The 23381-nt window shown below is 64.6% G+C and carries 22 protein-coding genes; 7 read left to right on the top strand and 15 right to left on the bottom strand.

Features of this window, described 5'->3' with window-relative positions:
• Window positions 1-98: 98 nt before the first annotated feature.
• A complete protein-coding gene (locus OEG79_RS06670; RefSeq protein WP_264148005.1) occupies window positions 99-1445 on the bottom strand; it encodes a putative bifunctional diguanylate cyclase/phosphodiesterase in 1347 nt (448 codons plus the stop codon).
• Between the two features lie 62 nt (window positions 1446-1507).
• Window positions 1508-2407, bottom strand: a complete 900-nt coding sequence (locus OEG79_RS06665; RefSeq protein ID WP_264148004.1) for a LysR family transcriptional regulator — start codon at window positions 2405-2407, stop codon at window positions 1508-1510.
• 104 nt (window positions 2408-2511) lie between these two features.
• On the opposite strand from OEG79_RS06665, the gene OEG79_RS06660 reads away from it, so the two are divergent.
• From OEG79_RS06660 to OEG79_RS06645, 4 genes are all read left to right on the top strand, one after another.
• The gene (locus OEG79_RS06660) at window positions 2512-3375 is read left to right on the top strand and encodes an MBL fold metallo-hydrolase (protein ID WP_264148003.1); all 864 of its coding nucleotides are present in this window, start codon (window positions 2512-2514) and stop codon (window positions 3373-3375) included.
• A 274-nt stretch (window positions 3376-3649) separates the two neighbouring features.
• Entirely contained in the window at window positions 3650-5428 is a 1779-nt protein-coding gene (locus OEG79_RS06655; RefSeq protein ID WP_264148002.1) for an acyl-CoA dehydrogenase C-terminal domain-containing protein, read from the top strand.
• 123 nt (window positions 5429-5551) lie between these two features.
• A complete protein-coding gene (locus OEG79_RS06650) occupies window positions 5552-6100 on the top strand; it encodes a chalcone isomerase family protein (RefSeq protein WP_264148001.1) in 549 nt (182 codons plus the stop codon).
• 8 nt (window positions 6101-6108) lie between these two features.
• Entirely contained in the window at window positions 6109-6642 is a 534-nt protein-coding gene (locus OEG79_RS06645) for a DUF3833 domain-containing protein (RefSeq protein WP_264148000.1), read from the top strand.
• A 45-nt stretch (window positions 6643-6687) separates the two neighbouring features.
• Here the strand turns inward: OEG79_RS06645 and OEG79_RS06640 are convergent, their stop codons facing one another.
• On the bottom strand, window positions 6688-7089 hold the full coding sequence (locus OEG79_RS06640) for a hypothetical protein (RefSeq protein ID WP_264147999.1): 402 nt from the start codon (window positions 7087-7089) through the stop codon (window positions 6688-6690).
• 116 nt (window positions 7090-7205) lie between these two features.
• Between OEG79_RS06640 and OEG79_RS06635 the strand changes: the two genes are divergently transcribed.
• Window positions 7206-7883, top strand: coding sequence for a DUF4197 domain-containing protein (locus tag OEG79_RS06635; protein ID WP_264147998.1), 678 nt, complete (start codon window positions 7206-7208; stop codon window positions 7881-7883).
• 38 nt (window positions 7884-7921) lie between these two features.
• Here OEG79_RS06635 and OEG79_RS06630 read toward each other — a convergent pair whose 3' ends face one another.
• The 9 genes from OEG79_RS06630 to OEG79_RS06590 all read right to left on the bottom strand — a co-directional run bounded on the left by OEG79_RS06630 (window position 7922) and on the right by OEG79_RS06590 (window position 17651).
• Window positions 7922-9352 (bottom strand): heavy metal sensor histidine kinase, encoded by a 1431-nt coding sequence (locus OEG79_RS06630; RefSeq protein WP_264147997.1) that lies wholly within the window; start codon window positions 9350-9352, stop codon window positions 7922-7924.
• A complete protein-coding gene (locus OEG79_RS06625) occupies window positions 9349-10020 on the bottom strand; it encodes a heavy metal response regulator transcription factor (protein ID WP_264147996.1) in 672 nt (223 codons plus the stop codon). Before OEG79_RS06625 ends, OEG79_RS06630 begins: the two co-directional genes overlap by 4 nt.
• 75 nt (window positions 10021-10095) lie before the next feature.
• A complete protein-coding gene (locus OEG79_RS06620) occupies window positions 10096-10350 on the bottom strand; it encodes a DUF2790 domain-containing protein (protein WP_264147995.1) in 255 nt (84 codons plus the stop codon).
• Between the two features lie 62 nt (window positions 10351-10412).
• Window positions 10413-11180 carry an alpha/beta hydrolase gene (locus OEG79_RS06615; protein ID WP_264147994.1) on the bottom strand — a complete coding sequence of 256 codons (768 nt, stop codon included), beginning with the start codon at window positions 11178-11180 and terminating at the stop codon, window positions 10413-10415.
• Between the two features lie 180 nt (window positions 11181-11360).
• Window positions 11361-13322, bottom strand: a complete 1962-nt coding sequence (gene acs, locus OEG79_RS06610) for an acetate--CoA ligase (RefSeq protein ID WP_264147993.1) — start codon at window positions 13320-13322, stop codon at window positions 11361-11363.
• 225 nt (window positions 13323-13547) lie between these two features.
• Window positions 13548-14831 carry a C4-dicarboxylate TRAP transporter large permease protein DctM gene (dctM, locus tag OEG79_RS06605; RefSeq protein WP_264147992.1) on the bottom strand — a complete coding sequence of 428 codons (1284 nt, stop codon included), beginning with the start codon at window positions 14829-14831 and terminating at the stop codon, window positions 13548-13550.
• Window positions 14831-15457, bottom strand: a complete 627-nt coding sequence (locus OEG79_RS06600; protein WP_264147991.1) for a TRAP transporter small permease — start codon at window positions 15455-15457, stop codon at window positions 14831-14833. The genes dctM and OEG79_RS06600 overlap by 1 nt, the downstream gene beginning before the upstream one ends.
• A 149-nt stretch (window positions 15458-15606) precedes the next feature.
• Window positions 15607-16611 carry a TRAP transporter substrate-binding protein gene (locus tag OEG79_RS06595; protein WP_318840848.1) on the bottom strand — a complete coding sequence of 335 codons (1005 nt, stop codon included), beginning with the start codon at window positions 16609-16611 and terminating at the stop codon, window positions 15607-15609.
• 119 nt (window positions 16612-16730) lie between these two features.
• Entirely contained in the window at window positions 16731-17651 is a 921-nt protein-coding gene (locus tag OEG79_RS06590) for a LysR family transcriptional regulator (RefSeq protein ID WP_264147990.1), read from the bottom strand.
• Between the two features lie 169 nt (window positions 17652-17820).
• Between OEG79_RS06590 and OEG79_RS06585 the strand changes: the two genes are divergently transcribed.
• A complete protein-coding gene (locus OEG79_RS06585) occupies window positions 17821-19023 on the top strand; it encodes a CaiB/BaiF CoA transferase family protein (protein ID WP_264147989.1) in 1203 nt (400 codons plus the stop codon).
• Between the two features lie 131 nt (window positions 19024-19154).
• Window positions 19155-20090 (top strand): hydroxymethylglutaryl-CoA lyase, encoded by a 936-nt coding sequence (locus OEG79_RS06580; protein WP_264147988.1) that lies wholly within the window; start codon window positions 19155-19157, stop codon window positions 20088-20090.
• 184 nt (window positions 20091-20274) lie between these two features.
• Here the strand turns inward: OEG79_RS06580 and OEG79_RS06575 are convergent, their stop codons facing one another.
• The 3 genes from OEG79_RS06575 to OEG79_RS06565 form a co-directional block, all read right to left on the bottom strand.
• On the bottom strand, window positions 20275-21270 hold the full coding sequence (locus OEG79_RS06575; RefSeq protein WP_264147987.1) for a TRAP transporter substrate-binding protein: 996 nt from the start codon (window positions 21268-21270) through the stop codon (window positions 20275-20277).
• 74 nt (window positions 21271-21344) lie between these two features.
• Window positions 21345-22172, bottom strand: a complete 828-nt coding sequence (locus tag OEG79_RS06570; protein ID WP_264147986.1) for an HpcH/HpaI aldolase/citrate lyase family protein — start codon at window positions 22170-22172, stop codon at window positions 21345-21347.
• Window positions 22172-23374, bottom strand: a complete 1203-nt coding sequence (locus OEG79_RS06565) for a CaiB/BaiF CoA transferase family protein (RefSeq protein ID WP_264147985.1) — start codon at window positions 23372-23374, stop codon at window positions 22172-22174. Before OEG79_RS06565 ends, OEG79_RS06570 begins: the two co-directional genes overlap by 1 nt.
• Window positions 23375-23381: the final 7 nt, after the last annotated feature.

Here is a 23381-nt window from a genome sequence, read left to right as displayed (position 1 = left end):
GTGCGGGCCGACAGCAGACAGACATTGCAGCCTGGCTCCGAGTTCACTCGGAGCCGGCGATGATGGATGGACGGAACGCCGATTCAGGCATTGTGGCGCTACACGAAGGCGCAGAAATCCGCCAGCGGCATCGGCCGGCCAAGCAGATACCCCTGAAACCGGGTGCAGCCGTTGTCGGCCAGAAAGCGCCGCTGCGCCCCGGTTTCCACCCCTTCGGCGATCACCGTCATGCCCATGCTCCGACCGAGGGCGATCACGGTGCGCACGATGGTTTCGCTGTTGGCGTCGGTGAGCACATCGCAGATGAACGAGCGGTCGATCTTCAGCTTGCTCAGCGGCAGACGCTTGAGATGGCTGAGCGAAGAAAAACCGGTACCGAAATCATCCAGCGAAAAGCGCACGCCCTGCTCGACCAGTGCCGTCATCTTGCGTGCCAGGTCCTCCAGATCACGGACGATCAGTGTCTCGGTCAACTCCAGTTCCAGGCGCTGGGCATCGATGCCATGGCGCTCGATCAGGCCGAGAATCTCGGCGACGAAGCTGGCCTGGCTGAACTGTTTCTGGCTGATGTTCACTGCCAGACCGAGATCGCGATACAGCGCATCATCCTTCCACTGCCGCAGTTGCGCGGCCGTCTGTTCCAGCACCCATTGGCCGATGGGAATGATCAGCCCGGTGTGCTCGGCGTGATCGATGAACTCGCCGGGTGCCAGCAGCCCGCGTTGCGGGTGCAGCCAGCGAATCAGCAACTCGGCGCCCGTCACCCGCCCGTTGTCATCGAGTTGCGGCTGGTAATACAGCACGAACTGCTGCTCGCGCACCGCTGCACGCAGGTCATGATCCAGCTCCGAGCGCTCGGCCGTGTCGGTTTGCAGGATATGCAGCAGCCCGAAGAACAGTGCCATCGCCACCACCCCCTGCAACCAGGAGCCGATTACCCGAACGTCGTCCGGCAAGGCATGCAGGTCGGTTGGTCGCCAGTTGGAAGCAGCCAGCCCCAGGAACAGCAGGAGGCTGAGCAGGGATATGCCGTAACGCAACCCCAGCGGCTCGTCGCGAAAGGCCATCAATGCGCCCACGGCGACCGGCAGCAGATACAGATGCGTGGCGCGCGGCGCCGCTAGCGTGGGAGGGTCGAGCAGCAGCGTCGAGGCGGCGATGAGCAGGATCAGCGCACTGAACAGGATCAGGTTGGCCGTGCGCACGCGGTGGCGCAGGGTCAGCCAGAATACGGTGAGACCGCTGAGGATGATGACCACGTCCATCACCACGATGGCCCAGTAGCCGCGGAAAGAAAAGAAGAGTCCCCAGAGCAGACCCATGCTCACCATGACCAGGCTCGCCAGCAGACGCATGCGCCGCTCGCGCTGCTGGCCGACCAGTGCCAGATCCGCACCTTGCCAAAGCAGGCGAACGCGTTTGCCGAAGGTCGAGAGTGCTGACATGGAAAGGTCCTTGTCCGATCACTCTCAATTGTTGAAGAGGTCTGCCCAAATGCAAGCCGCTTCTAATGCGGCCAGTACGCTGCACTGGCCAGCCGCTCGGCCAGGAAGTCCAGCAGCAGACGCATCGCCGGCAGCATCTGCCTGCGCGTGCCGTAGAGCGCATGGATGCCCAACTCCGGCGGCTGGTAGTCGGCCAACAAACGTACCAGGCGACCTTCACGCAGCAGTGCATCCACCGAATAGAGAGGTTGCAGGCTGATGCCGGCACCTGCCAGCGTCGCCTCCAGCAGCACCATTGACTCGTTGGCGCTGAGGTTGCCGGATACCGAAACAGCGCTCGCCTCCCCCTGATGCTCGAACTCCCACAGGCTGCGGCCGAAATAGGCGTAGGCCAGGCAGTTGTGCCGCGCCAGATCTTCCGGGCGCTGGGGCGTACCGTGCCGCGCCAGGTAGTCCGGACTGGCGCAGACCGCCGAACGGCAGACAGCCAGGCGCCGGGCAATCAGGTTGGGGTCGAGCTGATTGGTGATGCGCAGCGCGAGGTCGATACGTGCCTCCACCAGATTGACCGCCTCGCTGCCCACCAGCAGGTCGACACTGACCCGCGGATAACGCTCGGTGAAGGCTTGCAGTGCATGCACCAGCCAGGCCTGGGCAAAGGATTGGCTGCAGGTGATGCGCAAGGTACCGCGCGGGGTGTCATCCAGTCCCTGACCAAGGGCCTGCATGCGCTCGGCCAGTTCCAGCATTTCGCGGCACTGCGGCAGCATCTGCTCGCCGGCCGCGGTCAGGCTCAGGCGCCGCGTGCTGCGGTGCAACAGACGCACGCCGGCCCAGCCCTCCAGCTCGGCGAGATAGCGCGAGACCATCGCCCTCGACATGTCCAGAGCTTCGGCCGCGGCGGTCTGACTGCCGCGCTCCAGCACTTCGACGAATACTCGTGCCGCCGTCAGTCGATCCATGGTTATTCGCTCGATTTACGCAATGAATATGGCCATCTTACGGGGCTTTTTGCTCACCTGGCAGTGCATAAGATGCGCTCACTCGCACCTACCTGGAGATCGTCATGTCTTTCACTACCCGTTTGATCGCCGGCCTCGGCCTGCTCGCGGCTGCCGGCGGCGCGCTCGCCCAGCCGCTGACCTTGGAAACCTACAACCCTCGCGAAACTGCCGTATTTCCGGTCAGCTCGACCCTGATCAGCGGCGAGAAGGACGCGATTCTGGTGGACGCCCAGTTCTCCAACCAGCAGGCCGAGGCGCTGGTCGAACGCATCCGGGCCAGCGGCAAGCGCCTGACCACCATATTCATCAGCCATGGCGACCCGGACTTCTACTTCGGCCTCGACGTGCTCACCCGCGCCTATCCCGAAGCCAGGGTCCTGGCCACCCCGGCCACGGTCGCCTACATCGAGAAGACCCGCGCGCCCAAGCTGGCCTACTGGGGGCCGATTCTCAAGGACAGCGCACCGTCGCGCACCCTTGTCCCGGAGCCGCTGCAAGACAACCTGCTGCAACTGGAAGGCCAGCGCATCGAGGTGGTCGGCCATGACCCGCAGCACACCAGCCTGTGGCTTCCCGGCATCAAGGCCGTGGTCGGCGGCGTGCTGACCAGCGCAAACATCCATCTGTGGGTGGCCGACGCACAGAGCGTCGAGGCCAGACAGAACTGGCTGAAGTCGCTGGATGAACTCGAAGCCCTGCAACCGGCCACGCTGATTCCGGGCCACTACCTGGGCGAAGCGGCCATGAATCTGGACGACCTGCGCTTCACCCGCGACTACCTGCTGGCACTGCAGCAGGAACTGCCCAACGCCAAGGACAGCGACGCGCTGATCGCGGCGATGAAGGCGCGCTACCCGGACCTCGAGGATGACAGCAGCCTGGAACTGAGCGCCAAGGTGCTCAAAGGTGAAATGCAGTGGCCGTGAAACACGAGCTCTGATCGGCGGCGCGGCCTGCGCCCGCTCTCGATTGCCAGAGTGATTCGCTGGTGCGCAACGCACTGCCCCACGCCCGGCCATGTCGAACATGTGCCGGGCGTTTTCATCTCCGGATCCGATAGAACCTGTACAACCTGCACAAGAAGCGCCGTGACGCAGCAGTCAATGCACGAACGCACAGACAAGGACTTGCAAAAGGGCATATATAGCTATACAAAAACTGTACACACATCAACCTATGTACAGCTATAGGTAAATCACCATGCCGTCTTACCGTGCTCCGCTACGTGATATGCGCTTCGTCTTCGAAGAACTGCTCGACGCCTATACCCAGCTGCAAACCCTGCCTGAACATCGCGAGTTCAGCGCCGACCTCGGCGCTGCGATTCTCGAGGAGGCAGCCCGGCTCGCCGAGAACGTGCTCGCACCAGTCAACGGCCCCGGCGACAAACAGGGTTGTCAGTACGATCCGGTGACACACAGCGTGAGTACCCCGGACGGATTCAAGGCCGCATACCGACAGTTCGCCGAAGGCGGCTGGACGGCCCTGGCATGCTCCCCGGCGTTCGGTGGCCAGGGGCTGCCGCACGTGCTGAACATGCTGGTGGAAGAGATGACCTGCTCGGCCAACCTGTCGCTGGGCATGTACCCGGGGCTGACCCATGGCGCCATCAACGCCCTGACCAGCCACGGCACAACCGAACAGCAGCAAACCTATCTGCCGCGCCTGATCAGCGGCGAGTGGACCGGCACCATGTGCCTTACGGAACCGCAGTGTGGCACCGATCTCGGGCTGATACGCACCCGCGCCGTGCCGCAGGCCGACGGCAGCTATGCGCTCAGCGGCACCAAGATCTGGATCACCGGCGGCGAACACGATCTGGTCGACAACATCGTGCATCTGGTGCTGGCCAAGTTGCCGGATGCCACTGACAGCGTGAAAGGCATCTCCCTGTTCCTGGTGCCCAAGCTGCTCGAGGACGGCAGCCGCAACCCGGTGTTCTGCGGCGGCCTAGAGCACAAGATGGGCATCAAGGGCTCAGCCACCTGCGTAATGAACTTCGAGGGTGCCAAGGGCTGGCTGATCGGCGAACCGAACAAGGGCCTGAGCTGCATGTTCACCATGATGATCTCGGCGCGCCTGATGGTCGGCATGCAGGGTCTGGGCGTGGCCGAAAGCGCCTACCAGATCGCCCTCGGCTTCGCCCGCGAGCGCCTGCAGAGCCGTTCGATCTCAGGGCCCAAAGCAGCCGACAAACCGGCCGACCCGATCATGGTGCACCCGGACGTGCGGCGCATGCTGCTGCGGCAGAAGGTGATGATCGAGGGCTGCCGTGCCCTCGCCTACTTCGCCGGCCTGCAACAGGACATCGCTCACGGCGCCGAGGATACCGAGGCGCGCAGCCGTGCCGATGATCTGGTGCAATTGCTCACGCCGGTGGTGAAGGCCTTCCTCACCGACGAAGGCTTCAGTTGCGCCAACGAGGGCCTGCAGGTACTTGGCGGTTCGGGCTTCACCGAAGACTGGGGCATCGAGCAACTGGTACGCGACAGCCGCATCACCCGCATCTACGAAGGCACCAACGGTATCCAGGCGCTGGATCTGGTGGGCCGCAAGCTGTCCCTTGGCGGCGGCCGCGCGGTAAGGGAGTTCTTCGCCCTGGTCGAGGACTGGCTCGGGCATAACGCCGAAGCGCCGCACACCGCGGCCGTGACCCGGGCGTTGAAACAGCTGCAACAGGCCACCCTGTGGCTGGCCAGCGAAGGCAGCAGGGACCCTGAGCAGGCGGCCTCTGCGGCGACGCCCTACCTGCGCCTGTTCGGCCTGACCACCCTGGCCTGGCTGTGGTCGCGTCAGGCGCATCTGGCTCGGCGCCAGCTGGATGCCGGCAGCACGGAAACCCACTTCTATGCCGCCAAGATCAAGTCCGCCGACTTCTTCATGGCCCGCATTCTTCCGGAAAGCGACGCCCTGCTCAGCGAGATCAGGGCAGGCAAGGCGACGCTGATGGCCTTCAGCGATGAGGAGTTCGCCGCCTGATCAGCGGCGGCAGACGAACTGCGCAATCCGGCAACCCACTTCTCCCCTTTTTGGTTGCCGGATCTTTTTATTCGCCACCCGCGGCCAGCACTGGCCGCGCGCTCCCGTTGCGGAGGATGCTTCATGGCAACCCTGAGATCGCGCCTCTGTACTCCCCTGCTGCTGGCGATACTGCTCGGCAGCCCCCTGGCGCAGGCCAACGACAACCAGGACGGCTGGCGCGAACAGCTGCCCGAGGCACGCCTGATCGGCAGCGGGGATTTCAGTTGGTTCGGCTTCCCGGTGTACGGCGCCAGGCTGTGGAGTGCGACACCGCAAGCGGATTTCTCACACCCCTTCGCTCTGGAGCTGACCTACCGCCGCTCCATCAGCCGGGAAACCCTGGTCGACACCAGCCTCGACGAAATTCGCCGGATCAGCGCCGCGCCACTCGCACGCCAGCGAGAGCAAGACTGGGCGCAACAGATGCGCCAGGCCTTCGTCGATGTCGCAGACGGCACGCGCCTCACCGGTGTCTTCCTGCCTGACAGGGGCTGCCGGTTCTACGTCGACGGCAAGCTGCAGCACGTCATCGACGACCCCGAATTCGCCCGCGCCTTCTTTTCCATCTGGCTCGACCCGCAAACCCGCAGCCCGAGGCTGCGCACTGCGCTGCTCGGCCTCAACCCGTGAGGTACGTCATGAAAGCCCTGATCATCCTGCTGAGCAGCCTTATGCTGATCAGTTGCGGCCAGGTGCCGGTCGAGCGTTACGCCAACGAGAAACCGGCGCTCGATCTGCCCACCTTCTTCTCCGGCCCGGTACAGGCCTGGGGCATGTTTCAGGATCGCTCCGGGGAGGTGATCAAACGCTTCCACGTCGATATCCAGAGCCGTCGCGATGGCGACAGGCTGATCCTCGACGAGCGCTTCCTGTACAGCGACGGCACCCGCCAGCGCCGGGTCTGGACCCTGACCCCGGATGGCGCCGGACGCTGGGTGGGCACCGCCGATGACGTGGTCGGCCGCGCCACCGGTGAAGTGGCCGGCAACGCCCTGCGCTGGCGCTACCACCTCAACCTGCCGGTGGACGGCAGCACCTACGTGGTCTATTTCGACGACTGGATGTACCTGATGGACGACGACACCCTGATCAACCGCTCGAGCATGAGCAAGTTCGGCATCGAACTGGGCCAGGTGACGCTGTTCTTCCGCCGCGCTGCCGCGCAGCCATGACGTGACGAGGATCGGCGCCAGCGGTGCTGCCGGCCCGCGCCCCGGCTACAAACTGCCGAACAGGTCGAAGGAATCGAGCAGGCGCCAGGCGATTTCCGGGTTCTTCTCCATGGCCCGGCGGATCGCCGCCGGGATGCCCTGCCGGGTCTTGCGACACAGCCCCGGATGCGCGTCGAACTGCATGTGGATGCCGCGCATGCTGCGTACCTCGCCATGCGCGGGCTCGATATGCAGGCGAATGCCCAGCTGCTCGTACATGCGCTGCTGCATGCGCTGCAGATCCTCCAGACTCTGCAGGTTCTCCAGGCGCTCGAGCAAACGCTGTTCCTCGTTGCGCGTCAGCAACAGGATGCGCGTATCGGCACCCGGCCTGTCCAGCAGCTCGTCGCGCTGACAGTCGCAGGCACCCGGTGGGCATGGATTACGCAGGGGCAATGGTGAATTCATGACCCTGATCATAGCCATAGCCATGCGCGCTGCCCATCCACTCCCATCGCCTGGCTTGTCAGCACCGCAGACTCGGTTAAGCTGACGCCATTACCCACGATGCAAGGATGAACACCATGCTGCGCCTCACCACCCTCGCCGCTGGCCTGCTGCTTTCGGCCAACGTTTTTGCTTTGTCTCTTTCCGACCTGAGCCAGCAGGATGCAAGCGGTGGTCTCAAGGACGCACTCATCCAGGGTGCCCAGGTAGCGGTCAAGCAGCTGGGCACACCCGGCGGCTTCAGCAACAACCCGGACGTGCGCATCGAGCTGCCGGGCAAACTCGGCAAAGCCGCCAAGACCATGAAGATGATGGGCATGGGCGCCCAGGTCGACCAGCTCGAGGCGAGCATGAACAGGGCTGCAGAGGCAGCCGTTCCCGAGGCTCAGGCGCTGCTGATCGACGCGGTGAAGAAGATGACCGTGGCCGACGCCAAGTCGATTCTCAGCGGCCCGCAGGACTCGGCCACCCAGTACCTGAACAAGAGCAGCCGCGAGCAGATCCGCGCCAGGTTCCTGCCCATCGTCAAGCAGGCCACCGACCAGGTCGGCCTGGCCCAGCAATACAACGCCTTCGCCGGCCAGGCCGCCAGCTTCGGCGTGGTCGACGCCAAGAGCAGCACGGTGGAAAGCTACGTGACCGAGCAGGCACTCGATGGCCTGTTCGAGATGATCGCCAAGCAGGAAGCCAGTATCCGTCAGAACCCGGCCGCTGCCGCCACCAGCCTGGCGAAGAAGGTATTCGGCGCCCTCTGAGTGCCGCACGGCGGCAGCATCCTGCTGCCGCCCTCCTCTCAGCCCGCCTCGCTGCGGGCGGGAAAGAACAGCTCGAAACAGGTCACCCCATCGGCACTGCTCACCGCATAACGGCCCTGGTGCAGCTGCATGATGGTCGCCACGATGGAAAGCCCCAGCCCACTGGATTGCGCCGAACTCTCACGCGAAGCATCGACCCGGTAGAAGCGCTCGAACAGCCTGGGCAGATGCTCGGGGTCGATGCTCGGCCCGTGATTGATCACCGCCAGGCGTGTCCCGCCCTCATCGCACTCGGCGCAAATGAACAGCTCGGAATCCGCGGCGCCATAGCGGATGGCATTGGCGCACAGATTGGCCAGCGCGCGACGCAGCAGCATCGGCTCGGCCCAGATCGCCCCCGTTCCCGTGCAGCGGATGCTGATCCCGACGTCCGCCGCCGGCCCCTCGAAATAACTGGCGATCCGCTCCAGTTCGTCGGCAGCGTCCAGCAGCTGACGCTGGCGCAGCGCCTCGGCCGGGTCGGTCCGGGCGAGAAACAGCATGTTCTCCAGCATCCGCGCCAGTCGTTCGAGTTCCTCGACGTTGGAAGCCAGCAACTGCTGGTAGTCGTCCACGCTGCGGTTCTGCTGTAGAGCTACCTGGGTTTCGCCGAGCAGGTTGTTGATCGGTGTGCGCAGCTCGTGGGCCATATCGGTGGAAACCTGGCTGAGCTGGGCGAAGCCGCGAGCCAGGCGTTCGAGCATGGTGTTGAAGGCCTCGATCATCGGTCGCAGCTCCAGTGGCGCGCCCTGCTCATCGAGTCGCTGACCGAGGTTGCCGACGCCAATGCGACGGGTGTGTCGAGCCAGCCGCGACAGCGGTCGCAGGCCCCGGTGCAGTAGCACGTAGCCACACACGGCCAGCAGCAATGCGGCGAAGCCGGCAAGCACAAAGACCGTCAGCCGGTAGCTGGCCAGCACCGCAGTACGCTCGTTCATCAGACGCCCGGTGATCACCTGCAGCCGGCCCAGTTCACCGGCCTCGATGCTCACCGCCAGGGCCGACATCGGTACACCGTCCACACCTGGCAGGTGGTGGACGTCGTCCAGTTGCAGCGAACGGCTCACGTCCACCGCAGGCAGATCCGGCACCTGCAGCCCGCCGGGGTTCACCAGCAGCAACGGCGGCTGACCCGCCGCCCCTACCAGCAGCAGGGACTCGTGATTGCCCAGCATGTTCTCGAACAGCGTCGGTCGGGTGCGCAACAGGTCCAGAGTGCTGCCGTCGGCGAGAAACCGCCGCAGTTGCTCGACGCGGTACACCAGCGCGGCATCGTCACGGCGCATCAGCTCGCGCTCCAGGCCGTGGTAGAGCGCCACGCCGAGGCCGGCCAGGGCAGCGAAACTGAGCAGGGCAAACAGCAGCGCCAGGCGCAGGGTCAGCGAATGCCGTACCGCAGCGAGCCTCGCGAGAATGCTGGCGGGCTTCATGGCTGCAGGTCGAAGCGGTAGCCGATGCCCCGCACACTGTGGATCAGCCGGCTGCCGAAAGGATCGTCGACCTTCATGCGCAGGCGGCGCACGGCGACATCGACGACGTTGGTATCGCTGTCGAAGTTCATGTCCCACACCCGTGAAGCGATCAGGGTGCGCGACAGCACCTGTCCCTGATGGCTGGCGAACAGGTGCAGCAGAGCAAATTCCTTGTTGGTCAGATTCAGGCGCACACCGTCGCGGCTGACCCGCCGACGCAACACGTCGATCTGCAGATCGCCGACCTGCAGGAACTCCTCCTCGCGCAGCGGTCCGCGGCGGTTGAGGGTGCGCAGGCGGGCCACCAGCTCGGCGAAGGAAAACGGCTTGACCAGGTAATCGTCGGCACCCAGTTCCAGCCCCTTGATGCGATCGGCGACATCGTCGCGGGCAGTGAGGAACAGTACCGGCGTGTCGGTCTGCCTGCGCAGGCGGCGCAACACTTCCCAGCCGTCCAGTGCCGGCATCATCACATCCAGAACGATGACGTCGAAGGGGTTCTCCAGCGCCAGGTGCAGACCGTCGAGGCCGTTGCGCGCCAGACTGACCGAGTGCCCCAGTTCCTGCAGGCCGTTGCACAAGTAGTTTCCGGCCTTGATCTCATCTTCGACGACGAGGATGTTCATCGTTGTTCACCTTGTCTCGCGATGGCGCCGGGGCGCCCGCCCGCTGCGGCAGGACGGTCACCCGGGCATCTGCTCTCAATGGTCGCTGCAACCGCCACCCAGCACCTGATAATCCAGTACGTGCTCGCGCCCCTGGTGGTCCAGGTAGCGTAGCTGCGCCGGCACCACGCCGCAGCTCGAGGACACGTCGGAGGTCGACAGTACCTTGTCCACGTCCAGGTGGACAAAGAAGCCGTCCTTGTCGTGGATGACCGGCGCATGCGACGGGGTGCCAGCAAAGGCGGAACCAGCGGCGAGCAGCATGGCGGTGGCGAACAGGAAGTTTTTCATTTCGGTTACCTCGGTAGGAGTCGTGGCGGCGCGGCCGCCCTTGGGTCATTCGACGGAAAGGATCAGGGTTGGCGACCGGCGGCCTGCAGGATCAGATCGGCCACCTCATCGGCGTGGGAAACCAGCGACAGGTGGCTCGACGGCAATTCGATGGTGCTGGCGCCCATGCGCCTGGCCAGAAAACGCTGCAGGTCCGGATTGATGGTCTGGTCGTTGCTGGAGACCGCATACCAGGACGGCTTGTCGTGCCAGGCCGCGGCATGGGTGCGCGCGGAAAACAGGGTCTTGGCAATGGGTTGCTGCACGGCGTAGAGCGTCAGGGCCTTGTCACGCGGCACGTCGCTGGCGAAGTACTTGAGGAAGGCGTCCTGCTTGAGCGTGACGAAGCCGTCGTGCTCCTGGGTACCGGCGCGTACCGGCATGGTGGGATAGCGTGCCGACAGCGCGACGAAATCCTCGTTGGCGTCCGGTGCCCGCGCTGCCACGTAGACCAGCGCACTGACCTTGGGATCGACACCCGCCTCGCTCACGACAGTGCCGGCATAGGAATGCCCTACCAGCACTGTCGGGCCGTCCTGCTGGTCCAGCACGCGCTGGGTGGCGGCCACGTCATCGGCCACGGAGGTCAGCGGATTCTGCACCGCGGTGACATTCAGCCCGGCCGCCTGCAGCCGCGCGATCACCTCCGACCAGCTGGAGCCATCGGCCCAGGAGCCGTGCACCAGCACCACGTTGTTGGCCTTGACCGGCGCCACATCGGCGGCCATCACTGCCCCGGCACTCATCATCAGCAGCGCACCCGCCGCCAGCCAGCTACCCATCTTGTTCATGGCATTGCCCTCGCATTCGTCTGTGGTTTGAGCCACCCATCCGGGTGGCCGACGATGCAAAGGTACGCAGCCGCTACCAACGCCAGGCTGACAGGAGCATTACAACTTTGTAATGCACCGGCGGAATGAAAAAGCCCCGCCGGGCTTGTGGCCGGGCGGGGCTTTTCGGTGCTTGGCCGATCAGGCGCAGGCGGATTGCATCTGCTTGTGAGTATCGATGAGGTGCTGCACCACACCGGGATCAGCCAGGGTGGAGATGTCGCCGAGTGCATCGTATTCGGCGGTTGCGATTTTGCGCAGGATACGGCGCATGATCTTGCCCGAGCGGGTCTTGGGCAGGCCCGGCGCCCACTGGATCACGTCCGGAGTGGCGATCGGGCCGATCTCCTTGCGCACCCAGTTCTTCAGTTCCTGACGCAGCTGCTCGGTGGGCTCCTCGCCGGCGTTCAGGGTGACGTAGACGTAGATGCCCTGACCCTTGATGTCGTGCGGCACGCCAACCACTGCGGCCTCGGCCACTTTCGGGTGGGCGACCATGGCGCTTTCCACTTCGGCGGTACCCATGCGGTGGCCGGAAACGTTGAGCACGTCGTCCACGCGTCCGGTGATCCACCAGTAGCCGTCCTCGTCACGACGCGCACCGTCACCGGTGAAGTACATGCCGCGGAAGGTCTTGAAGTAGGTGTCGACGAAGCGGTCGTGGTCGCCGTACAGGGTACGTGCCTGACCCGGCCAGGAATCGATGATCACCAGGTTGCCCTCGGCAGGGCCTTCGATGATGTTACCCAGGTTGTCCACCAGCGCCGGCTGCACGCCGAAGAACGGCCGTGCGGCGGAGCCCGGCTTCAGGCCATGGGCGCCCGGCAGCGGGGTCATCAGGCAGGCTCCGGTTTCGGTCTGCCACCAGGTGTCGACGATCGGGCAACGGCTCTGGCCGACGTTCTCGTAGTACCACTGCCAGGCTTCCGGGTTGATCGGCTCGCCGACCGAACCCAGCAGACGCAGGCTGGAACCATCGGCACCTTCGACCGCAGCCTTGCCCTCGGCCATCATGGCGCGAATGGCGGTCGGGGCGGTGTAGAGGATGTTGACCTTGTGCTTGTCGACGATCTGCGCCACGCGGCGCACGTCCGGATAGTTCGGCACGCCCTCGAACATCAGAGTGGTGGCGCCGTTGGCCAGCGGCCCGTAGACGAGGTAGGTGTGGCCGGTGACCCAGCCGATGTCGGCGGTGCACCAGAAGACCTCGCCCGGACGGTAGTCGAACACGCGCTCGTGGGTCAGCGAAGCGTAGGTCAGGTAACCGCCGGTGGTGTGCAGCACGCCCTTGGGCTTGCCGGTGGAGCCGGAGGTGTAGAGGATGAACAGCGCCTCTTCGGCGCCCATTTCCTTCGGCGCGCAGACGCTGCCGGCAACCTTCATCAGGTCTTCGTACCAGATGTCGCGATGCTGGTTCCACTTGATGTCGGAGCCGGTGCGCTTGACCACGATGATCTTCTGCACGCTGGCGGTTTCCGGGTTGGTCAGCGCATCGTCAACGTTGGCCTTCAGCGGCACCTTGCGGCCGCCACGCAGGCCTTCGTCGGCGGTGATCACCACCTTGGACTTGCAGTCGATGATGCGGCCGGCCAGCGCTTCCGGAGAGAAGCCGCCGAAGACCACGGAATGGATGGCGCCGATGCGCGCACAGGCCAGCATGGCCACCACGGCTTCGGGAATCATCGGCATGTAGATGGTGACGACGTCACCACGGTGCACGTCCTGGCCACGCAGGGCGTTGGCGAACTTGCTCACCTCTTCGTGCAGTTGGCGGTAGGTGATTTCGCGGTGCTCGGAAGGATCGTCGCCTTCCCAGATGATCGCTACCTGATCGCCGCGCTCTTCGAGGTGGCGGTCCAGGCAGTTGTAGGAGACGTTGAGGGTGCCGTCGGCGTACCACTTGATGTCGACGTGGTGGTCGTCGAAGGTGGTCTGCTTGACCTTGGTGTAGGGTTTGATCCAGTCGATGCGCTTGCCCTGCTCACGCCAGAAACCCTCGGGGTTGACCACCGACTGTTGGTACATGGCCTTGTAGGTGGCCTCGTCAGTGAGGGTCCGCGCGGCCACCTCGGGACGCACAGGGTAAATAGACGCAGCACTCATGGAATCACCTCGGTGGGTAGTTGTTTTTGTATGGTGCCTTTTGTATCCACCGACCCTTCGTGTGGCCATTCGACCATGGTCTTACCGCTCTAAGACCATGGTCTCGAGGCCCTGCCCAGCGCCTTCCAAGCCAATTTTGCAGCGCCATGCAGACGTCGCGGCGCACGGATAAAAAAGCCCGGCACAAGGCCGGGCGCAGAGGTAGACACGGTATCAACGGTTGTCCTAGCTCATCCCCAGCCAGTTCGGCAGGGCCAGGGATACCGCCGGCACATAGGTGATGATCACCAGGAAACCGAGCAACAGCATCAGCCATGGCATCGCCGCGCGGATCACTGCCGTCAGCGGCATACCTGTCACCGCCGAGGTGACGAACAGGTTCAGCCCCACGGGTGGTGTGATCAGACCGATTTCCATGTTCACCACCATGATGATGCCCAGGTGGATCGGGTCGATGCCCAGTTGCATGGCGATCGGGAACAGGATCGGTGCGAGGATCAGGATGATCGCCGACGGCTCCATGAAGGCACCGGCCACCAGCAGCACGATGTTCACCACCAGCAGGAACTGCCAGGGCTGCAGGCCCAGATCCACCACCCAGGCGGTGATGGTCTGCGGGATCTGCTCGGTGGTCAGCACGTGGGCGAAGAGCATGGCGTTGGCGATGATGAACATCAGCATGATGGTCAGCTTGCCGGACTCCAGCAGCACTTTCGGGCACTCGCGGATCTTCAGGTCCTTGTACACGAACAGGGCGACGAAGCCGGCGTAGACCGCCGCCACGGCCGCAGCCTCGGTCGGGGTGAACATGCCGCTGTAGATGCCGCCGAGGATGATCACCATCAGCAGCAGGCCCCAGAACGCTTCACGCGCGGCGCGCAGCCACTCGCGGAAGCTGGCGCGTGGCAGGGCCGGCAGCTTCTTGATGCGCGCGACGATGTAGATCGCCACCATCAGCACCACGCCGAGCATGATGCCGGGGATAACACCAGCCATGAACAGCTTGCCCACCGACTGCTCGGTGGCGGCGGCGTACACCACCATCACGATCGACGGCGGAATCAGGATGCCCAGAGTACCGGCGTTACACACGATGCCAGCACCGAACGCCTGCGGGTAACCAGAACGCACCATGCCGGCGATGGCGATGGAGCCCACGGCCGCTACGGTGGCCGGCGAGGAGCCGGACAGCGCGGCGAACAGCATGCACGCCAGCACCGCACCGATGGCCAGGCCGCCACGGATGTGGCCGACGCAGGCGTTGGCGAAGTCGATCAGGCGCTTGGCCACGCCACCGGTGGTCATGAACGCACCGGAGAGCAGGAAGAACGGGATCGCCAGCAGGGTGTAGTGCTCGGAGGTCTCGAACAGCTTGATCGCCAGCGAGCGTACCGAGTCCGGGCTGAACAGCATGATGGTGATCGAGCCGGCCAGGCCGAGCGACGCGGCGATCGGCACGCCGATGAACATCAGCAGGAACAGCAGCAGGAAGAGGAACAGAACGGTCATTATTTGGCCTCCTCGTGCTCATTGATTTTCAGCGCATCGGCGGCTTCGTCAGCCAGGCCGAGGCCGGTCTGCTCGTTGCGCAGGATACGGACGAAGATTTCCAGGAAGCGGATGAACACCATGGCGTAACCGAACGGCACGATCATACCGATGTGCCACTGCTGGATGCCGTAGTGGCCGAGGTCTTCGGCGCCGATACCGGCCTTGAACAGGGTGCTGACCCAGTCGAAGCTGCCAACGGCGATCAGGCCGGCGTAGCCCAGGCAGGCCGAGCAGGCGATCACACCGATCACGCGCTGCACACCGCGCGGGGCGAGTTTGACCAAGGCGTCGACGCCGATGTGGCCGGCGGTGCGCACGCCATAGGCCAGGCCGAAGAAGATCAGCCAGCCGAACAGGGCTTTGGTCAGGGCATTGCTCCAGGTCATCGCCTGGGCAAGGTCGAGAATGAAGTCGCCGATAGCGAGCAAAGCCTCGTTACCGCCGAAGAAGTCACCCAGCCAGTAGAACAGGGTGTAGAAGTTGTTGAGGATCACGTAGACGAAAGTGATCAGCGTCATGGTTGCCAGGAGGAAAGCGATGAAGCCTTCCTCGAAGTGCTCCCAGACGCGCCGCAAGGCGTTCATGGCATCTCCGCGAGGTTCTTGTGATTGTCAGGAGTCGGACGAATCTAACCGAGCCTGGAACGGGGCGATATTCGTTATTGGCAAACGCCGCCTTAGGCGACGGCGAATGAAAGACCGCCCCGGATGCGTGGCCCGGGGCGGTCATGGGCTCACTGCTGATTCGCGGCTTGCGCAGCTTCGATCAAGTCGGCGCCGATATCGGCTTCGAACTTCTTCCAGGCCGGACGTACCGCGTCACGCCAGGCGGCACGCTGCTCGGGCGTCAGGGTGATGATCTCGCTCTTGCCGGTAGCGAGGATGGCCTGACGCGCTTCGGCGTTGAGCGCCTCGGCCTGCTTGTTCACCTCGACGGTCACCTCGTCGACGATCTGTTCCAGCTCGCTGCGGATATCCGCCGGCAGGCCGTTCCAGAACTTGGTGTTGGTGATCAGCAGGTAGTTGCCGATGGCGTGGTTGGACTCGGTCATGTACTTCTGCACCTCGAAGTACTTCTGCGAGTAGATGTTCGACCAGGGGTTGTCCTGGGCATTGACCACACCGGTCTGCAGCCCCTGATAGATCTCGGCGAAGCTCATCTTGCGCGGCACCGCGCGCAGGGCGCTGTACTGCGCGGCCTGCAGGTCGGACGGCTGTACGCGGAACTTCTGCCCACGGGCATCGCCGGGCTCGACCAGTGGCTTGTTGGCGGTGAGCTGACGCATGCCGTTGAGCCAGTAGGCCAGGCCGGTAATGCCCTTGCTCTCCATCGACTTGAGCAGCGCCTTGCCCTTGTCCGAGGACTGGAAACGCTGCGCAGCGGCCACGTCATCGAACAGGAACATCATGTCGAACAGCTGCAGCTGCTTGGTGTACTGCTCCAGCTTGGACGGTGCCGGCGCCAGCATCTGCACTTCGTTGAGCAGCAGGGCTTCCATTTCCTTGCCATCGCCATACAGCGAGGAGTTGGCGTAGACATCGACCTTGACCTTGCCGGCCAGGCGCTCCTCCACCAGTTTCTTGAACATCAGCGCGCCCTGGCCCTTCGGCGTGCTGTCGGCGGTGATATGGGAAAACTTGATCAAGATCGGATCGGCTGCGTGTGCCGAGAGTGCGCCAAGCAGTGCGCAACCGGCGAGCATGCCGGCCACCCCACGACGGACGAATGAGAACTTCATGGAAGGCTCCTGTTGTTTTTGTCTGAGCGTCGAGGGAAAAACCCCTTCGATTGCCCCGGACTCTACTCCGCCCTCCCCGCCGGCTGAAATTCACATTTGAACAACCGAGCCTTCGGCATTCACGAAGGCAGCGCAGAATCCACCTCTGTCTCCCCACTGTTACGCAGATGATCGAGCATCTGCTTCGCGGTCAGCGAAAGGTTGTCCTGATTTCGTACCGCCACCTTGAGTTCGCGCCGGGCCCAGGGGTCGTGCAGCGGGATCACCCGCACATCGAGCGACGGCAGGTAGGTACGTACCGCCTGATCAGGCAGCACACCGACGCCCATGCCGGTGTGAATCATCCGGCAGATGGCTTCGAAGCTGCGTACCTGGATGCGCAGGCGCAGGGCCACGCCCTGGCTGTGCGCCGAGTGCTGCAGCAGGCTGTGCAGGGAAGCGTCCTGCTGCAGGCCGATAAAGTCGAAGCCCACCGCCTCGCGCAGGAACAGGCCATCGCGCTCGGCCAGTGGATGCTCGCGCGGCGTCACCAGCGCCAGCTGGTCGTGGCGGTAGGTGAACACCTGCAGATCCTCGGCCGGTACGTGCCCGGCGAAGATGCCGATATCGGTCAGACCTTCGCGCACGGCGCGAATGGTCTCGCTGCTGACCCGCTCCTCCAGATCGATCTTCACCTGCGGGTGCAGGCGGCTGAAGCTGGCCAGATCCTCGGGCAGGAACTCGATCACGGCCGAGGTGTTGGCATGGATGCGCACATGCCCCTTGACCCCTTCGCTGAACTCGCTGAGGTCGGCGTTGAGCTGCTCGAGGTTGTCCATCATGTTGCGCGCATGGTGCAGCAGCGCATGCCCGGCCGGGGTCAGCTCGACGCCCTTGGGCTGGCGATAGAGCAGCGCGATGCCGAGCTGGTTTTCCAGGTCGCTGACGCGCTTGCTGACCGCTGCCAGGGCCAGATGTTCGCGCTCGGCGGCGCGGGTCAGGCTGCGCTCGTCGGCAATGGCGACGAACAGCTTGAGAGTGACGAAATCGATACGGCGCATGATGAGTCTCCATTTCGTGCCTGGCGAAGCGAGGCTGCCATAAAGCTGATTTACAGCATGCCACTTCGTGATACGCGAAGCCTAGCTTGGCCATTGAGCAATTGTCGGCACCGCGCCGCTGCGCCATTCTGCGCTGCACAAGAAACGCACAGGCAAATCGGGTGCAGCCATGACTCAGAGCAACAACAGCAACATGGCCCTGCAGGGGCTCAAGGTGATCGAGATGGGCCAGCTCATCGCCGGTCCCTTCGCCAGCAAGCTACTCGGCGAATTCGGCGCCGACGTGATCAAGATCGAGCCGCCGAGCGTCGGCGACCCGCTGCGCAAGTGGCGCAAGATCAAGGACGGCACCTCGCTCTGGTGGCACGTGCAGTCGCGCAACAAGCGTTCGCTGACCCTCGATCTGAAACAGACTGAAGCCCAGGACATCGTGCGCAAGCTGGTGGCCGAAGCCGACGTGCTGGTGGAAAACTTCCGCCCCGGCACGCTGGAAGGCTGGGGCCTGGGTTATGACGCGCTGAAAGCGATCAACCCGCGCCTGATCATGCTGCGCATCTCCGGCTACGGGCAGACCGGTCCCTATCGCGACCTGCCCGGTTTCGGCGTGATCGGCGAAGCCATGGGTGGCCTGCGCCATCTGTCCGGCTACCCGGGCCAGGCACCGGTACGCGTGGGTATCAGCATCGGCGACTCGCTGTCTTCGCTGTATGGCGTGATCGGCGTGCTGCTGGCCCTGCAGGAGCGCAACCGCAGCGGCGAGGGCCAGGAGATCGACGTGGCGCTGTACGAGTCGGTGTTCGCCATGATGGAAAGCCTGATTCCGGAATACGACGCCTTCGGCTACATCCGCGAGCCGGCCGGCAGCGCCCTGCCCGGCATCACCCCGTCCAATTCCTATCCCTGCAAAGACGGCAGCTACGTGCTGATCGCCGGCAATGGCGACAGCATCTACAAGCGCCTGATGAGCCTGATCGGCCGCGACGACCTGGGCAATGACCCACGCCTGGAGCACAACGACGGACGCAGTCAGCACGCCGAGCTGATCGACGGTGCCATTGCCGAGTGGACCGCGCAGCGCGGCCGCGACGAAGTGATCGAAGCGCTCAAGGGTGCCCGCGTACCCGCCGGTTACCCCTACACCGCCGCTGACATCGTGCAGGACCCGCACTACCTGGCGCGGCAGATGATCGAGCAGGTGCAGACCAGCGTCGGCCCGCTCAAGGTGCCGGGCGTACTGCCCAAACTCAGCCGCACGCCTGGCCGCATCGGCACCGGTGGCCCGCAACTGGGCGAGCACAGCGACGACATCCTCGCTGGCCTCGGCCTGAGTGCGGAGCAGGTCGCCGGTCTGCGCGAGCGCGGGATCATCTAGCCAGATGGCTCCCACGCCCCGCGTGGGAGCCCCCGGGATGCTGCGCATCCATCCGTACCAGCAGCCGGCGCAAGCGCCGCCAGATGCGTTCCCGCGCAGAGCACGGGAACGCCCGGAGATTGAGGATTCCCATGAGCAAACGCCTGTACATCCAGGACGTCGCCACCCGCGACGGCTTCCAGATCGAAGCCACCTTCGTCCCGACCGAGGACAAGATCGCCCTGATCGACCGCCTGTCCCACACCGGCCTGGCCAAGATCGAGGTGACTTCATTCACCTCGCCCAAGGCCATCCCCAACCTGCGCGACGCCGAGGAGGTAATGCGCAGCATCCAGCGCGTGCCCGGCGTCGAGTACACCGTGCTGGTGCCCAACGTGAAGGGCTGCGAGCGCGCACTGTCGTGCGAGGTGGACGAGATCAACCTGGTGATGTCGGCCAGCGACACCCACGGCCTGGCCAATCTGCGCATGACGCCGGAGCAGTCCCTGGCGCAGTTTCGCGAGATCATCGAGGTTACCCGCGGCAGCGACGTATTCATCAACGCCTCGCTGTCGACCACCTTCGGCTGCCCGTTCGAGGGCGAGGTGCCCGAGGCCCGTGTCCATGAACTGACCGAGCGCCTGCTGGAGATCGGCGTGCAGGGCGTGACCCTCTGCGACACCACCGGCATGGCCGACCCGGCGCAGGTCGAGCGCATCTGCCGCGAAGCGCTGCAGCGCTGGCCGGAAGCGGTGTTCACCGCGCACTTTCACAACACCCGCGGCATGGGCCTGGCCAACGCCCTGGCGGCACTGAATGCCGGCATCGACCGCTTCGACGCCTCGCTCGGCGGCCTCGGTGGCTGCCCCTACGCGCCGGGTGCCAGCGGCAATATCTGCACCGAGGACCTGGTGCACATGTTCCAGCGCATGGGCCTGGAAACCGGGGTGAATCTCGACGCGCTGCTCGAAGCCGCCGCCACCCTGCCCGGGCTGATCGGCCACGACGTACCGGGCGCCATTCTCAAGGCAGGCAAGTCCGACCGTCGTTATCCCAAGCCCAGGTGGATGCAGGAAGCCGGGCTGTGAGGCTCGGCAGCAAGTCGCGGCCAAAGCCCTCCCACAGGATGACGCTGGTCTGAGGGAGGGCTGAGCGGCGTGCAGCTTTAGCCATACCCCAAAGGCTACGCTCTTCCAATGTTGCGGGAGGGACTTTAACCGCGACAAAAAAAGCCCGGTGCAAGCACCGGGCTTTTTCATTTGCAGCACAACATCACTGCTGGTTGGACTTCTCCGCCGCCTGGATCAGCTCGGCGCCGATCTCATTCTCGAATTTCTTCCACACCGGGCGCATGGCTTCACGCCATTCGGCGCGCTGCTGCGGGGTCAGCTCGATGATCTCGGTGGTACCGGCCTTGGCGATGTCCTGCTTGGCCTTGCGGTTCAAGTCATCAGCCTGCCTGTTCACCTCGACGGAGACCTCGGCCATGATGGTTTCCAGCTCGCTACGCACGTCATCCGGCAGGCCCTTCCAGAACTTGGTGTTGGTGATCACCATGTAGTCGATCAGGCCGTGATCGGACTCGGTCATGTGCTTCTGCACCTCGTGCACCTTCTGGCTGTAGTAGTTCGACCAGGTGTTCTCGGTGCCGTTGACCACGCCGGTCTGCAACCCCTGATAGACCTCGGCAAAGCTCATCTTGCGCGGGTTGGCGCGCACCGCCTTGAACTGCTCCTCGAGCACCGCCGAAGCCTGTACACGGAACTTCAGGCCACGCGCGTCGGATGGCTTGCGCAGCGGCTTGTTGGCCGACATCACCTTCAGCCCGTTGTGCCAGTAGGCCAGGCCGGTGATGTTCTTGTCCTCCATGGAGGTCAGCAGGCCGCGCCCCTCGGGGCTGGCCTGGAAGCGATCGACTGCCTCCATGTTGTCGAACAGAAATGGCAGATCGAAGATCTGCACCGCCTTGGCGTACTGCTCGAACTTGGCCAGCGACGGCGCCAGCATCTGCACCTCGCCGAGCAGCAGCGCCTCCATTTCCTTGCCATCGCCGAACAGCGAAGAATTGGGGTACACATCCACCTTGACCCGCCCGGGCAGGCGCTCCTCGGCCAGTTTCTTGAACAACAGCGCGCCCTGTCCCTTGGGCGTGTTGTCCGCCACCACATGGGCGAACTTGATGAGGATGGGCTCATTGGCAGCCTGTACCAGGCCGGCGCAGGAGAGAATCGCGGCGCAGGCGAGCGCCTTGGCGGTGAGTTTGAACATGACGTTACCTCGTTGTTTTTGTAGGTCGGTACGTGGGAGGAAATGACCGGCGACGCAACGCCGCCGGCCGGTATTCAGGCCGGGCTCTCCCCGGCGCGTAGCAGCAGGCGGCGGGCACGGCCCAGCACCGGGGCGTCGACCATCTGGCCGTCGACCACGAAGACCCCTTCGCCGCTGTTGGCCGCCGCCATCACGCGGCGCGCCCAGGCCAGCTCTGCGTCGGCCGGGTGCAACGCACGATGGATGACTTCGACCTGCGTCGGATGGATGCACAGCAAACCGTCGAAGCCCATGTCGCGGGCATCGCGCGCGGTGCGGGCCAGGCCTTCGCGGTCTTCGATGGCCGGAAACACGCTGTCCAGCGGCGCCGCCAGACCGGCAGAGCGCGAATGCAGCAACAGGGCGTAGCGAGCCTGATCGAGCATGCGTTCAGCCGCGGCGCTGCCGCTGCTCAGACCAAGATCCAGGCCCAGATCGAGCGCACCGAAGGACAGGCGCTCGACACCCGAGGCCCGTGCGATGTCTGCCAGTTCCAGCAGCCCCGCCGCACTTTCGATGATCGGCCACACCGGCTTGCCGCAAGCGGCCACCGTGGCGACCTGGGCCGCGCTTTCGACTTTCGGCAGCAGCACGCCGATGACACCGGGATGACGGCCGCAGAGTTCGATATCGGCCGCGTGCTCGGCGTGCTCGGGGGCGTTGATGCGCACCAGCAGGCGCGCCTCGGGGTTGTCACGCAGGAAGGTATCGAGATTGCCCCGTGCCTGGACCTTGAGGCTTTCCTGCACGGCATCTTCCAGATCGACGATGACCGCATCGGCGCCCACGGCGAGCGCCTTGGGGATGCGCTCCGGCCGGCTGGCCGGCACGAACAGGGCACTGCGAATGATGGACTGACTCATCACACGGCCCCCTGTTGATGCAGGCGCTGAATGTCACCGGCGCCGTAGCCCAGTTCCGCAAGCAGCGTATCGGTGTGCTCACCCAGCGCCGGAATGGCGTCCATGCGCGGTTCGAAGGCGTTGTTGCGCCCTGGCGGCAGCAGCGCCGGCAGACTGCCACTGGGGCTGTCGACCTGACGCCAGCGCTGACGCGCCTGCAGTTGCGGATGAGCCCAGACGCCGGCCATGTCGTTGACCTGGGCATTGGCGATCTGCGCCAGCTCCAGACGTTCGATCACCTGCGCCGTGCTCATGCGCGAGAAGGCTTCGACGATCAGCGCGCGCAGTTCACCGCGATTGGCCGAGCGCTTGAAGTTGGCGGAGAAACGCTCGTCGTCGGCCAGTTCCGGCTGCTCCAGCACCTTGGCGCAGAACGCCTGCCATTCGCGCTCGTTCTGCAGGCCGAGCATCACTGTGCCGCCGTCACCGGCGGGGAACGGGCCGTAGGGATAGATGGTCGAGTGCGCGGCGCCGGCTCGCGGTGGCGGCGTGTCACCCTTGTAGGCGTAGTACAGCGGGTAGCCCATCCACTCCACCAGGCTCTCCAGCATCGACACGTCGACGCGGCTGCCGACGCCGGTCTTGCCGCGCAGCATCAGCGCCGACAGCACACCGGTGTAGGCGTACATGCCGGCAGCGATATCGGCGATGGAGCAGCCGGCCTTGGCCATCTCCTCCTCGCCCGGCCCGCCGGTAACGGAGAGGAAACCGCCCTCGCTCTGGATCAGCAGGTCGTAGGCCTTCTTCTGCTCGTAAGGGCCGCCTTCGCCGTAGCCGGAGATGTCGCAGACGATCAGTTGCGGGAAGCGCTCGTGCAGCGCTTCGAACGACAGCCCCATGCGCGCGGCGGCGCCCGGTGCCAGGTTCTGCACCAGCACGTCGGCCTTGGCCAGAAGGCTGCCGAGCACCTGCATCGCATCGTCCTGCTTGAGGTCGAGGGTCAGGCTTTCCTTGGAGCGGTTGGTCCAGACGAAGTGCGAGGCCAGGCCATCGACGCGCTCGTCATAGCCACGGGCGAAATCGCCGCTGCCGGGACGCTCGACCTTGATCACCCGCGCGCCGAGATCGGCGAGCTGGCGGGTGCAGAACGGCGCGGCGATGGCGTGCTCCAGGCTGACCACGGTGATGCCGTCCAGTGGCCGGATTTGTTGTGCGTTGTTCATGTCCGTG

This window comes from Pseudomonas sp. Z8(2022) (assembly GCF_025837155.1).
Taxonomy (GTDB): domain Bacteria; phylum Pseudomonadota; class Gammaproteobacteria; order Pseudomonadales; family Pseudomonadaceae; genus Aquipseudomonas.
The sequence above is the reverse complement of the archived record's forward strand: the minus strand, read 5'-3'. Positions and strand labels throughout refer to the sequence as shown.